At 61.7% G+C, this 13,562-nt stretch carries 12 protein-coding genes; all 12 read right to left on the reverse strand.

The window, feature by feature from the left end:
* Window positions 1-57: 57 nt before the first annotated feature.
* On the reverse strand, window positions 58-861 hold the full coding sequence (locus tag A462_RS17710; protein ID WP_008434802.1) for a CheW domain-containing protein: 804 nt from the start codon (window positions 859-861) through the stop codon (window positions 58-60).
* A gap of 151 nt (window positions 862-1,012) precedes the next feature.
* Window positions 1,013-1,801 carry a ParA family protein gene (locus A462_RS17705; protein WP_003210643.1) on the reverse strand — a complete coding sequence of 263 codons (789 nt, stop codon included), beginning with the start codon at window positions 1,799-1,801 and terminating at the stop codon, window positions 1,013-1,015.
* A gap of 51 nt (window positions 1,802-1,852) precedes the next feature.
* Complete coding sequence (gene motD, locus A462_RS17700; RefSeq protein ID WP_008434806.1) at window positions 1,853-2,740, reverse strand: flagellar motor protein MotD; 888 nt, start codon at window positions 2,738-2,740, stop codon at window positions 1,853-1,855.
* Between the two features lie 15 nt (window positions 2,741-2,755).
* Window positions 2,756-3,496 carry a flagellar motor protein gene (locus A462_RS17695; RefSeq protein WP_003210645.1) on the reverse strand — a complete coding sequence of 247 codons (741 nt, stop codon included), beginning with the start codon at window positions 3,494-3,496 and terminating at the stop codon, window positions 2,756-2,758.
* Window positions 3,496-4,617, reverse strand: a complete 1,122-nt coding sequence (locus A462_RS17690; protein WP_008434810.1) for a protein-glutamate methylesterase/protein-glutamine glutaminase — start codon at window positions 4,615-4,617, stop codon at window positions 3,496-3,498. The genes A462_RS17695 and A462_RS17690 overlap by 1 nt, the downstream gene beginning before the upstream one ends.
* Before the next feature lie 49 nt (window positions 4,618-4,666).
* Window positions 4,667-6,883: a chemotaxis protein CheA gene (locus A462_RS17685; RefSeq protein ID WP_008434811.1), complete on the reverse strand. Its 2,217-nt coding sequence runs from the start codon at window positions 6,881-6,883 to the stop codon at window positions 4,667-4,669.
* Window positions 6,884-6,894: 11 nt separating this feature from the next.
* Complete coding sequence (locus tag A462_RS17680) at window positions 6,895-7,683, reverse strand: protein phosphatase CheZ (protein WP_003214538.1); 789 nt, start codon at window positions 7,681-7,683, stop codon at window positions 6,895-6,897.
* A gap of 18 nt (window positions 7,684-7,701) precedes the next feature.
* Window positions 7,702-8,076, reverse strand: coding sequence for a chemotaxis response regulator CheY (locus A462_RS17675; RefSeq protein WP_005790040.1), 375 nt, complete (start codon window positions 8,074-8,076; stop codon window positions 7,702-7,704).
* A 170-nt stretch (window positions 8,077-8,246) separates the two neighbouring features.
* The gene (gene fliA, locus A462_RS17670) at window positions 8,247-8,987 is read right to left on the reverse strand and encodes an RNA polymerase sigma factor FliA (RefSeq protein ID WP_008434817.1); all 741 of its coding nucleotides are present in this window, start codon (window positions 8,985-8,987) and stop codon (window positions 8,247-8,249) included.
* Window positions 8,984-9,817, reverse strand: coding sequence for a flagellar synthesis regulator FleN (gene fleN / locus A462_RS17665; protein ID WP_003192912.1), 834 nt, complete (start codon window positions 9,815-9,817; stop codon window positions 8,984-8,986). Before fleN ends, fliA begins: the two co-directional genes overlap by 4 nt.
* Before the next feature lie 120 nt (window positions 9,818-9,937).
* Complete coding sequence (gene flhF / locus A462_RS17660; RefSeq protein ID WP_003214543.1) at window positions 9,938-11,254, reverse strand: flagellar biosynthesis protein FlhF; 1,317 nt, start codon at window positions 11,252-11,254, stop codon at window positions 9,938-9,940.
* 11 nt (window positions 11,255-11,265) lie between these two features.
* On the reverse strand, window positions 11,266-13,380 hold the full coding sequence (gene flhA / locus A462_RS17655) for a flagellar biosynthesis protein FlhA (RefSeq protein ID WP_023659255.1): 2,115 nt from the start codon (window positions 13,378-13,380) through the stop codon (window positions 11,266-11,268).
* Window positions 13,381-13,562: the final 182 nt, after the last annotated feature.

The following is a 13,562-nucleotide window of genomic DNA, read 5'->3' on the forward strand; positions in this document are numbered from 1 at the left end:
AATACCGTTGGTTACGGTGTGTGTTCTTGGGCAGCGCCGTAGCGCTGCTGCTTGTTATCAAGTGCGTTTGTTCAGCGGCATGGCTTTTACCGCGCCGCTGGCAATCAACTCCGCCAGTTCGGCGACATCCAGCAACGCGCACATGTGTTCGATCACAGTGCCCGCCAGCCATGGCCGCTGGCCCCGGTGGCTGCGCCATTTGATTTCGTTCGGGTCCAGGCGCAATGAGCGGCTGACCTGATGCACCGCCAGCCCCCACTCGTAGCCCTGGACCGAAATAACGTATTGCAGGCCCTGGCGGAAGTCATCGCGGTAGCGGTCGGGCATCACCCAACGCGCGGTGTCCAATACCTTCAAGTTGCCCTGCTGGCTCGGCAGGATCCCGAGGAACCAATCCGGCTGGCCGAACAACGGCGTCAACTCCTGGCCTTCCAGGGAGTAGATCGACCCCAGGCACACCAGCGGCACCGCCAGGGTCAGCCCGGCGACATCGAACAGCAAACATTCGAACGGCTCCGCAGCCCACACCGGGCGACCGTCGCCCTGTACCGGCGGCGGCGCGATGCTCGGCGGGAGGTGAACCTCAACCACCGGTTCGACCACTACAGGCGCAATCACCACAGGCTCGACGGGCACAGCAACCGGTACAGGAACTGCTACGGGAACCACCAACGCATCACGGGCCTGTTCTTCCAGGACCGCCAACTGAAACTCGTCCAGGGCAGCAGGTTCAGGCTCGATGACTTCATCGAGGATCAGAATCGGTTCCGGCATGTCCTCGGTGGCGTCCTGGAGCAAGGCGTCCAGGTAGGACTCCAGCGCCAGCTGCGGCCGGGTCTTGAAATCAACGGGACGGTTCATCTGTATGCCCACGCGCAAGCCCCATCAACCCTGTATTCAGAGGTTATCGGCCTGTGAGTGTCCGGACTTGAATCGAGAGCCGGTTTGGTCAGGAAAACCGCGGCGTCTGCATCGCTGGCAAGCCAGGCTCCTACAGGGCTGTTTATGACCATCATGCCACCTGCGCCACAAGTTGCTGGGACAACAGGTGCTTGAGCAACGCCCGATACGCCAGCACCCCACGGCTCTTGCCGTCGAACTGCGACGGCGTCAGCCCTGCCCGGCTCGCATCTCGCAGGCGCGTGTCCACCGGGATGTAGCCTTGCCAGATGGTGTCCGGATAAGCATCGCGCAATACCCGCAAGGTGCCGAGGGACGCCTGGGTACGGCGGTCAAACAAGGTCGGCACGATGCTGAACGGCAGCGCTTGCTTGCGCGAGCGGTTGATCATCGCCAGGGTGCTGACCATGCGTTCCAGGCCCTTGACGGCCAGGTGCTCGGTCTGCACCGGGATCACCAGCTGTTGGCTGGCGGCCAGGGCGTTGACCATCAGCACGCCGAGCAACGGCGGGCTGTCGATGATCGCGTAGTCGAAGTCCTGCCACAGCTGCGCCAGGGTCTTGGCGATCACCAGGCCCAGGCCGCTCTGCCCCGGCGACTGGCGCTCAAGGGTGGCCAGGGCGGTGCTGGACGGCAACAGCGAGATCTTTTCATTGCTGGTAGGCAGCAACAGTTGCCCCGGCAAGTCGGCCGGCACGCTGCCCTTGTGCAGGAACAGGTCGTAGCAACTGTGTTCCAGGGCATCCGGGTCATAGCCGAAATAGCTGGTCATGGAGCCGTGGGGGTCCAGGTCGACCACGACCACACGCTTGCCGGCCTCGGCCAGCAAGCCGGCCAAGGCGATGGACGTGGTGGTTTTACCGACACCACCCTTTTGATTGGCAACTGCCCAGACTCTCATTCGGATTGTTCCTCCCGGCAGGCACAGGCTCGACCGAGAAATTGCATGGGGTTATAGAGCCGGTGACGGAGAATTGACGGCACTCCCGCGAACCGGCGCCTTTACGGGCGCTGGTGCAGTTTGTGTGCCAGCCCGCTTCAAGGCGGCATCCGGTGTTGCATTGGCAGTGCCGGTACCGGTCAGGCTGCGGCGTACGTCCAGGTTGCGCGACACCACCAGCACCACCCGACGGTTGCGCGCACGGCCTTCCGCCGTGGCGTTATTGGCCACCGGCTGGAACTCGCCGTAACCCACCGACGCCAGGCGCCCGGGGTTCACACCCTGCATCGCGAGCATTCGTACAATACTCGCCGCCCGGGCCGAAGACAGCTCCCAGTTGGTCGGGTACTGCGCGGTACTGATCGGCAGGTTATCGGTAAAGCCTTCAACGTGGACCGGGTTTTCAAACGGCTTCAGAATCGCCGCCACCTTGTCGATGATGGTAAACGCCTGGTCGCTGGGCATTGCATCGGCACTGGCGAACAGCAGGCTGGAATTGAGTTCGATCTCGACCCACAACTCATTGCCGCGCACGGTCATCTGGTTGGAGCTGATCAGGTCGCCAAAGGCCGCGCTGATGTTATCGGCGATGCTTTTCAGCGGGTCGCTGGTGCCAGCGATGCCGGCGGCGGTTTCATCGCTGTCGTTGACCAGCGGCTTGGCCGGGGTCACGGTCTTGGGGCGTTCTTCGCCAATGGGTATCGGCTTGAGGGCGCGGTCAGCGTCGTTGAACACGCCAATCAGCGCCTGGGAAATGACTTTGTACTTGCCTTCGTTGATCGAGGAAATGGAGTACATCACCACAAAAAACGCGAACAGCAACGTAATGAAGTCGGCGTAGGACACCAGCCAGCGTTCATGGTTGACGTGTTCTTCAGGCTCGCGGCGGCGACGGCTCACAACAAATACCTCCCATCAATCCATGAAGCCCTGGAGCTTCAATTCGATGGAGCGCGGGTTTTCACCCTCGGCAATCGAGAGGATGCCTTCGAGCAACATCTCGCGATAACGCGACTGGCGCAGGGCGATCGACTTGAGCTTGCTGGCCACCGGCAACAACACCAGGTTGGCACTGGCCACGCCGTAGATGGTGGCGACGAACGCCACGGCAATCCCGCTGCCCAGTTGCGACGGATCGGCCAGGTTGCCCATCACGTGGATCAAGCCCATCACCGCACCGATGATGCCGATGGTCGGCGCGTAGCCGCCCATGCTTTCAAAGACTTTGGCAGCGTTGATGTCGCGGCTTTCCTGGGTGTAGAAGTCCACTTCGAGGATGCTGCGAATCGCTTCCGGCTCGGCGCCGTCCACCAGCAGTTGCAGGCCTTTGCGGGCGTAGCTGTCGGGCTCGGCATCGGCCACGCCTTCCAGCCCGAGCAGGCCTTCCTTGCGCGCCGTGAGGCTCCAGTTGACCACGCGGTCGATGCCGCCCGGCAAGTCGACACGCGGCGGGAAGATGATCCAGATGAGGATCTGCATCGCGCGCTTGAACGAACTCATGGGCGACTGCAACAACGCCGCGCCCACGGTGCCGCCGATCACGATCAACGCTGCCGGGCCGTTGGCCAGGGCGCCCAGGTGGCCGCCTTCGAGGTAGTTGCCGCCGATAATCGCGACAAACGCCATGATGATGCCAATCAGGCTCAATACATCCATCAGAGGCAAGCCTCCACCAGGTGCTTGCCGATGTCGTCGAGGCTGTAGACGGCGTCGGCCAGGTCGGCCTTGACGATGGCCATGGGCATGCCATAGATCACGCAGCTGGCTTCATCCTGGGCCCAGATCGCGCTGCCGCCCTGCTTGAGCAGGCGCGCGCCTTCACGGCCGTCGGCGCCCATGCCGGTCAACACCACCGCCAAAACTTTGTCGCCGTAGGATTTGGCCGCAGACCCGAAGGTGATATCCACACACGGCTTGTAGTTCAGGCGTTCGTCACCCGGCAGGATTTTGATCGCACCACGGCCATCGACCATCATCTGCTTGCCACCAGGGGCCAGCAGCGCCAGACCCGGACGCAGGATGTCGCCATCCTCGGCTTCCTTGACGCTGATGCGGCACAGCTTGTCCAGGCGCTCGGCGAACGCCTTGGTGAACGCGGCCGGCATGTGCTGGATCAACACGATCGGCGCCGGGAAGTTGGCCGGCAATTGGGTCAACACCCGCTGCAAGGCCACCGGGCCGCCGGTGGACGTACCGATGGCCACCAGCTTGTAGGCCTTGCGCTTGGGCGCAGGTGAATGCGCGGCGGGCGCAGCCGTACGCACCGGGGCGGCGGCCGGGCGCGCAACCGGTGCCGGCGCCGGGCGACCAAAGGTGCTCGGGGCGGCCGGTGGCGGCGTAACGGGAGCGGGCGCCGGCGCACTGAACAGGCTGCGACGGTTACTGCGGGAGATGCTGTGCACCTTCTCGCAGAGCATCTGCTTGACCTTCTCGGGGTTGCGCGAGATGTCTTCGAAATTCTTCGGCAGGAAGTCCACCGCGCCGGCATCCAGCGCATCCAGGGTGACCCGGGCGCCTTCGTGGGTCAGCGAGGAGAACATCAACACCGGCGTCGGGCAGCGCTGCATGATGTGCCGCACCGCCGTGATGCCGTCCATCATCGGCATCTCGTAGTCCATGGTGATCACGTCCGGCTTGAGCGCCAGGGCCTGATCGATCGCCTCTTTGCCGTTGGTGGCCGTGCCGACCACCTGGATATTGGAATCCGATGAAAGAATTTCCGAGACGCGGCGACGGAAGAAACCCGAATCGTCCACCACCAGGACCTTGACTACCATAAACACTCCGTTAGGCCGGGCGAGGGACAACCGCCCTGCCCGGGCCGAATCAAATACGCCGTGCGGCGTAACGCTTGAGCATGCTCGGAACATCCAGAATCAGCGCGATCCGACCGTCACCGGTAATGGTCGCACCCGACATGCCCGGGGTTCCCTGCAGCATTTTGCCCAAAGGCTTGATGACCACTTCTTCCTGGCCCACCAGTTGATCGACCACGAAGCCGATACGCTGGGTGCCCACGGAAAGAATCACCACATGGCCTTCGCGCTGCTCTTCATGCTTGGCCGAAGCCACCAGCCAGCGCTTGAGGTAGAACAGCGGCAACGCCTTGTCGCGCACGATCACCACTTCCTGGCCGTCCACCACGTTGGTGCGCGACAGGTCGAGGTGGAAGATTTCGTTGACGTTGACCAGCGGGAAGGCGAACGCCTGGTTGCCCAGCATCACCATCAGGGTCGGCATGATCGCCAGGGTCAACGGCACCTTGATGACGATCTTCGAGCCCTGGCCCTTGGTCGAGTAGATGTTGATCGAGCCGTTGAGCTGGCTGATCTTGGTCTTCACCACGTCCATGCCCACGCCACGGCCCGACACGTCGGAAATCTCGGTCTTGGTGGAGAAGCCCGGGGCGAAGATCAGGTTGTAGCACTCGGTGTCGGTGAGGCGGTCGGCGGCGTCCTTGTCCATCACCCCACGCTTGACTGCAATGTTGCGCAGTACCGTGGGGTCCATGCCTTTGCCGTCATCGGTGATCGACAGCAGGATATGGTCGCCTTCCTGTTCGGCCGCCAGGATCACTTTGCCCTGGCGGTTCTTGCCCGAGGCTTCGCGCTCTTCCGGCGTCTCGACACCGTGGTCGACCGCGTTGCGCACCAAGTGGACCAGCGGGTCGGCCAGGGCCTCGACAAGGTTCTTGTCGAGGTCGGTTTCTTCACCCACCAGTTCCAGGTTGATCTCTTTCTTGAGCTGGCGTGCCAGGTCGCGAACCAGGCGCGGGAAACGCCCGAAGACTTTCTTGATCGGCTGCATCCGGGTCTTCATGACGGCGGTCTGCAGGTCTGCGGTGACCACGTCGAGGTTCGACACGGCCTTTTGCATGGCCTCGTCGCCACTGTTCAGGCCCAGGCGCACCAGGCGGTTACGCACCAGCACCAGTTCGCCGACCATGTTCATGATGTCGTCCAGGCGCGCGGTATCAACCCGCACGGTGGTTTCGGCTTCACTGGCCGGTTGCTTGTCCGGGGCCGGGGCAGCCGTGGCAGCCCGGGCCGGTGCTGGAGCCGGAGCCGGAGCCGGAGCCGCTTTCGCTGCGGCAGGCGCGGCAGCCTTGGCGGCAGGAGCCGGTGTTGCGACAGCTGCGGCAGCAGCCGGTGCAGCAGCGCCGACCACTTCGGTGAACTTGCCCTTGCCGTGCAGTTCATCCAGCAGGGCTTCGAATTCGTGATCGGAGATCAGTCCATCGGCGGCCGGCGCAGCAGCGGGTGCCGCAGGCGCGGCGGCCGTTGCGGCGACTTCCGGCAGAGCCTCGGCGGCAAACGAGCCTTTGCCGTGCAACTGGTCCAGCAGCGCTTCAAATTCGTCGTCGGTGATTTCATTGCTGACGGGCGCCGCGGCTTCCGTTGGCGCTGGCGCTGCGGCCACCGCGTCCGGGGCAAACTGGCCCTTGCCGTGCAACTGGTCGAGCAACGACTCGAACTCGGCGTCGGTAATGTCTTCGGTGGTCGGCACCATGGCCGGCGCACTGGCTGCCGGCGCTTCGGCTTCGGCCTTGACGGCGTTCAGCGAGTCCAGCAGTTGTTCAAATTCGCTGTCGGTCACGTCGCCCGCAGGCTCGGCAACCGGCTCAGCCACTGCTTCCACCACGGGAGCGTTGGCCGCAGGTTCCGCCAGGCGCGCCAGGGCGGCCAGCAGTTCCGGCGTGGCGGCAGTGATCGGTGCGCGCTCGCGCACTTCACTGAACATGCCGTTGACCGCGTCCAGTGCTTCCAGGATCACGTCCATCAGTTCCGAGTCGACGTGCCGCTCACCCTTGCGCAGAATGTCGAACACGTTCTCGGCGATGTGACAGCACTCCACCAGCTCGTGGAGCTGGAGGAAGCCGGCGCCCCCTTTTACAGTATGAAAACCGCGAAAAATTGCATTGAGCAGGTTCGCATCATCCGGTCGGCTTTCCAGCTCGACCAGTTGTTCGGACAGTTGCTCTAAAATTTCGCCGGCCTCTACAAGGAAATCCTGAAGGATTTCTTCATCGGCGCCGAAGCTCATGGGTGTGCTCCTTAGAAGCCTAAACTGGACAGCAAATCGTCTACGTCGTCTTGCCCGGATACAACGTCTTCACGTTTATCGGCATGAATCTGCGGACCTTCACCCTTGGCGAGGTGTTTTTGTGGATCTTTTTCAGAAAGGATCGCTGCGCGGTCATGTTCGATGCCGGCAAACCGGTCGACCTGGCCCGCCATCAACACCAGTTTGAGCAGGTTGCTTTCTACTTCGGTGACCAGTTGGGTCACACGCTTGATCACCTGACCGGTGAGGTCCTGGTAATCCTGGGCCAGCAGAATGTCATTGAGGTTGCTGGAAACCGTGCGGTTTTCCTGCTCGCTGCGGGACAAAAAGCCCTCGACCCGACGCGCCAGCTCACGAAACTCCTCAGCGCCCACTTCCCGACGCATGAACCGGCCCCAGTCAGTGCTCAGGGCCTTGGCTTCACTGGCCATACCGTTGACCAGAGGCGTGGCGTTTTCCACCAGGTCCATGGTGCGGTTGGCCGCCGCCTCAGTCAGCCTGACCACGTAGGACAGGCGTTCGGTGGCATCCGTGATCTGCGAGATTTCCTCGGCCTGGGGCATGTGCGGGTCAATCTGAAAATTGACTATCGCACTGTGCAACTCACGGGTGAGCTTGCCCACTTCCTGGTACAGGCCGCGGTCACGGGTCTGGTTGAGCTCATGGATCAACTGCACCGCGTCGCCGAACTGGCCTCTTTCAAGGCTTTCGACGAGTTGATGAGCATGTTTTTTCAGGGTCGACTCAAAGTCGGCCTGCGATGATTCTTTATGCTCCATAGCTCCCCCGTGGCAGCATCAATGACCGATGCGTTCGAAGATCTTTTCGATCTTCTCTTTCAAGGCCAGTGCAGTGAATGGCTTGACCACGTAGCCGTTGACCCCGGCCTGGGCGGCTTCGATGATCTGTTCACGCTTGGCTTCAGCGGTCACCATCAGCACAGGCAGGCTGCGCAGTTTTTCATCAGCGCGCACGTGGCGCAGCAGATCGATACCGGTCATGCCCGGCATGTTCCAGTCCGTTACCAGAAAGTCGATGCTCCCGCTGTTGAGGATCGGAATCGCCGTAATACCGTCATCCGCCTCGACCGTGTTAGTGAACCCAAGGTCACGCAACAGGTTTTTTATGATCCGCCGCATCGTTGAGAAGTCATCAACGATGAGGATTTTCATGTTCTTGTCCAATTCGACCTCCAAGCAGTCTTAAACGCGCCCAGCACCTGGGCGCGCCATATCAATCAACAGGCGTTACACAAAAAGGACTACCGGGGGCGCACCACGGGCCAAGCCCGTCCGGGCGCAGGGCCTGGACGGTATCGTTCGCAGTGTCCCCACACTGCCTGTCAGCGCGCTCGCCACTCTCCCAAACGCCCCCGCAAGCGGGCCGCGCACTGGCTGTGTAACTGGCTGACCCGCGATTCGCTGACCCCCAGGACCTCACCGATTTCCTTGAGGTTCAGCTCTTCGTCGTAGTACAGCGCCAACACCAGTCGCTCACGCTCCGGCAAATTGGCTATCGCGTCCGCCAGCGCGCTCTGGAAGCGTTCATCTTCCAGGTCCCGTGACGGTTCGAGATGGGCACTCGCGCCGTCCTCGTGCAGCCCTTCATGTTCGCCGTCCTGTAAAAGGTCGTCGAAACTGAACAGCCGGCTGCCCAAGGTATCGTTCAAAATCCCGTAGTAATCGTCGAGACTCAATTGGAGTTCGGCCGCAACTTCATGATCTTTAGCGTCGCGACCGGTTTTTGCTTCAATTGAGCGAATTGCGTCACTCACCATCCGCGTATTGCGGTGCACTGATCGCGGCGCCCAATCACCTTTACGCACTTCATCGAGCATGGCCCCACGGATACGGATACCCGCGTATGTCTCGAAACTCGCGCCCTTGCTCGCGTCGTACTTGGTCGACACTTCAAGCAGGCCGATCATCCCGGCCTGGATCAAGTCCTCGACCTGCACGCTGGCAGGCAAGCGCGCCAGCAGGTGATAGGCAATGCGCTTGACCAGGGGCGCATAGCGCTCGATCAATTCGACTTGACTGTCACGTGCCGACTTCTTGTAAAGGTTGTAGCCGCTGGCTGTCATAGCACCGGTCCTGCGCTCGTCTGATGCACCAATCGCTCGACGAAAAACTCCAGATGCCCCCGGGGATTGGCGGGCAACGGCCAGGTATCGACCTTCTGGGCAATAGCCTTGAACGCCAATGCGCACTTCGAACGAGGGAACGCTTCATAGACCGCACGCTGCTTTTGCACGGCCTTGCGCACACACTCGTCGTAAGGAACTGCGCCAACGTATTGTAAGGCGACATCGAGGAAGCGATCCGTGACCTTGGTCAACTTGGCGAACAGATTCCGCCCTTCCTGCGGGCTTTGGGCCATGTTGGCCAGCACGCGGAAGCGGTTCATGCCGTAGTCGCGGTTGAGCAGTTTGATCAGGGCGTAGGCGTCGGTGATCGAGGTGGGTTCGTCGCACACCACCAGCAACACTTCCTGGGCTGCGCGCACGAAACTGACCACCGACTCGCCGATCCCGGCGGCGGTGTCGATCACCAGTACGTCGAGGTTGTCGCCAATGTCGCTGAACGCCTGAATCAGGCCGGCATGTTGCGCCGGACTCAGGTGCACCATGCTCTGGGTGCCGGAAGCGGCCGGCACGATGCGAATCCCGCCGGGGCCTTGCAACAGTACGTCGCGCAGCTCACAGCGGCCTTCGATGACATCGGCCAGGGTATGTTTGGGCGTCAGTCCCAGCAGAACGTCGACGTTCGCCAGCCCCAGGTCAGCATCCAGCAGCATGACGCGACGGCCAAGCTCTGCCAGGGCCAGGGACAAATTCACTGACACGTTAGTTTTCCCGACGCCACCTTTGCCGCCGGTCACCGCGATCACCTGTACGGGATGCATGCTGCCCATTTTATTTCTTTACCTTGTCTTGCTTAGACGCAGGCTACATAAGTTGGCCGCGCGAACTGCTGGCAGGCCATCGATGTAGATACTTTTCACTGTCATTTTTAAATAGAAAGCCATGATGCCTCACCCAACTCGCTTGTTCGGGCTGTGGTAGAGGTCAGCAAACATGTCAGCCATAGCTTCCTCACTGGGTTCTTCCTGCATTTGCACGCTGACAGCCCGGCTGACCAACTGATGACGGCGCGGCAGATGCAGATCATCCGGGATCCGCGGCCCGTCGGTCAGGTAGGCGACCGGTAATTCATGACTGATTGCCAGGCTCAATACTTCGCCCAGGCTTGCCGTCTCATCCAGTTTAGTCAGGATGCAACCCGCCAGCCCGCAGCGCTTGTAGCTGTGGTAGGCGGCGGTCAATACCTGCTTCTGGCTGGTAGTGGCAAGCACCAAATAGTTTCTGGATTTGATCCCGCGCCCGGCCAGGCTTTCCAGCTGCATGCGCAGGGCCGGGTCGCTGGCTTGCAGGCCGGCGGTGTCGATCAGCACCACGCGCTTGCGCAGCAATGGGTCGAGGGCGTTGGCCAGGGACTGGCCCGGGTCGACGTGGGTCACCGGCACATTGAGGATGCGGCCCAGGGTCTTGAGTTGTTCCTGGGCGCCGATGCGGTAGCTGTCCATGCTCACCAGCGCGATGTTCTGGGCGCCGTACTTGAGCACGTAACGTGCGGCCAGCTTGGCCAGGGTGGTGGTCTTGCCCATGCCGGCCGGGCCGACCATGGCAATCACACCGCCTTCTTCCAGGGGTTCGATTTCCGGGGTGACGATCATCCGCGCCAGGTGGGCCAGGAGCATGCGCCAGGCCTGGCGAGGTTCTTCAATTTGCGTGGTCAGTTGCAGCAGGTCGCGGGACAACGGGCCGGACAGGCCAATGCGTTGCAGGCGACGCCACAGGTTGGCCTGTTGTGGCTGGCTGCCCTGCAACTGGTTCCAGGCCAGCGAACCCAGCTGCACTTCCAGCAGTTCACGCAGGCCGTTGAGTTCGAAGCGCATCGAGTCGAACACCCGCTGGTCTACCGCCGGCGCCGGGGCTGGCGCAGCAGGACGCGGTGGTTCAACAAAAGTCGGCTCTACCAGCGGCTCGGACGCGGTCAACGGCAGCCCGGCGAACAGCTGGCGATTGGTGGAGGCGTCGCTGTCGCCACGCATGCTCAGTTCAGCCTGGGCCGAGACAATGCGTGAAGCGGTCTTGCGCAGCTCGTCTTCCAGTTCCATGTTCGGCACGCGCGGCGCCAGGGCCGAGGGTTTGTAATCCAGGGCAGCCGTCAGCTCCACACCGCCGGCAATACGACGGTTACCGATAATCGCAGCGTCGGCGCCCAACTCATCACGTACCAGTTTCATGGCCTGACGCATATCGGCGGCGAAAAAACGCTTCACTTGCATATCCCACTACCTCAGCCGTTGGGCCCTACTGTCGCGACGATAGTCACTTGCTTATTGTCAGGAATTTCCTGGTAAGCCAATACGTGCAAATTCGGTATAGCCAGGCGTCCAAACCGCGACAACATCGCCCGGACGGGGCCAGCCACCAGCAGGATCACCGGATGGCCTTCCATTTCCTGGCGCTGCGCGGCCTCGATCAACGAACGTTGCAGCTTCTCTGCCATGCTTGGCTCCAGCAACACGCCCTCATCAGCGCCCTGCCCAGCCTTCTGAATACTATTGAGCAATATTTGTTCCAACCTTGGTTCCAAGGTGATAACAGGCAGCTCGGAGTCAAGCCCTACAATGCTTTGGACGATTGCACGCGACAATCCGACGCGCACTGCGGCCACCAGGGCGGCAGTATCTTGACTCTTGGCGGCATTGTTGGCGATAGCTTCGGCAATGCTGCGAATGTCCCGCACCGGCACCTGCTCGGCCAACAGCGCTTGCAGCACCTTGAGCAGTTGCGAGGTGGACAGCACACCCGGTACCAGCTCTTCGGCGAGTTTTGGCGAGGCCTTGGCCAGCAATTGCAAGAGTTGCTGGACTTCTTCGTGGCCAATCAGCTCGTGGGAGTGCTTGTACAGAATCTGGTTGAGGTGGGTGGCGACCACAGTGCTGGCGTCGACCACGGTGTAGCCCAGCGACTGCGCCTGGCTGCGCTGGCTGATTTCGATCCATACCGCTTCCAGGCCAAAAGCCGGATCTTTGGCGGTAATCCCGTTGAGGCTGCCAAACACCTGGCCCGGGTTGATCGCCAGTTCGCGGTCCGGGTAGATCTCGGCCTCGGCCAGAATCACCCCCATCAGGGTCAGGCGGTAGGCGCTCGGGGCCAGGTCGAGGTTGTCGCGAATGTGCACGGTGGGCATCAGGAAGCCCAGGTCCTGGGACAACTTCTTGCGCACACCCTTGATCCGCGCCAGCAATTGCCCGCCCTGGTTGCGATCCACCAGGGGAATCAGGCGGTAGCCGACTTCCAGGCCGATCATGTCGATCGGGGTCACGTCGTCCCAGCCCAGTTCCTTGGTTTCCAGGGCGCGGGCCGGCGATGGCAGCAGTTCCTGCTGGCGCGCCACTTCCTGCTGGGCAATCACCTTGATGTTGTTTTGTTTTTTCCAGAACAGGTAGGCACCGCCGGCGGCCATGGCGGCCATGCTCAGGAACGAGACATGGGGCATGCCCGGCACGATGCCCATGATCGCCATGATGCCTGCCGCCACCGCCAGCGCCTTGGGCGAGGCAAACATCTGCCGGCTGATCTGCTTGCCCATGTCTTCGGAGCCCGAAGCACGGGTCACCATGATCGCCGCAGCTGTAGATAACAACAGTGATGGCAATTGCGCCACTAAACCGTCACCGATGGTCAGCAGCGCGTAAACCTTGCCGGCGTCGCCGAAGGTCATGCCGTGCTGGAAGATGCCGACCGCCATGCCGCCGATCAGGTTGATAAACAGAATCAACAGGCCGGCGATGGCGTCGCCGCGCACGAATTTGCTGGCACCGTCCATGGAACCGTAGAACTCGGCTTCCTGGGCGACTTCAAGGCGACGGGCCTTGGCCTGGTTCTGGTCGATCAGGCCGGCGTTGAGGTCGGCGTCGATCGCCATCTGCTTGCCGGGCATCGCGTCGAGGGTAAAACGCGCGCTCACCTCGGAAATCCGCCCGGCGCCCTTGGTCACGACCACGAAGTTGATGATCATCAAGATCGCAAAAACCACGATACCGACCACGTAGTTACCGCCGATCACCACCTCGCCGAAGGCCTGGATCACCTTGCCCGCGGCGGCGTGGCCGTCCTGGCCGTGGAGCATCACCACCCGGGTGGAAGCCACGTTAAGCGCCAGCCGCAGCAGGGTGGCGATCAGCAGGATGGTCGGGAATACCGCGAAATCCAGCGGCCGCAGGGCGTATACGCACACCAGCAACACGACGACCGACAGCGCAATGTTGAAGGTGAAGAACACATCCAGCAGGAACGGCGGCATCGGCAACATCATCATTGCCAGCATCACCAGCAACAACAACGGCACACCCAGATTGCCTCGCGAGAGGTCAGTCAGGGTGCCACGGGCCGTGCTGAGCATTTGAGAGCGATCCACCGGTATTCCTCGTTTCCTTGAAGCAAACTTTTGACGCCGGGAAGCGTCCTGGAGGCGGTATTGCAAGAAGCCTTCCAACTTTTGCTTGAGGAAGCAGATCGTTCCGGCGGCCAGCAACGACATACCGCCGCGTGCACATCACCTGTGGCGAGGGAGCTTGCTCCCTC

This window comes from Pseudomonas sp. Ag1 (genome assembly GCF_000278565.1).
Classification (GTDB): Bacteria; Pseudomonadota; Gammaproteobacteria; order Pseudomonadales; family Pseudomonadaceae; genus Aquipseudomonas.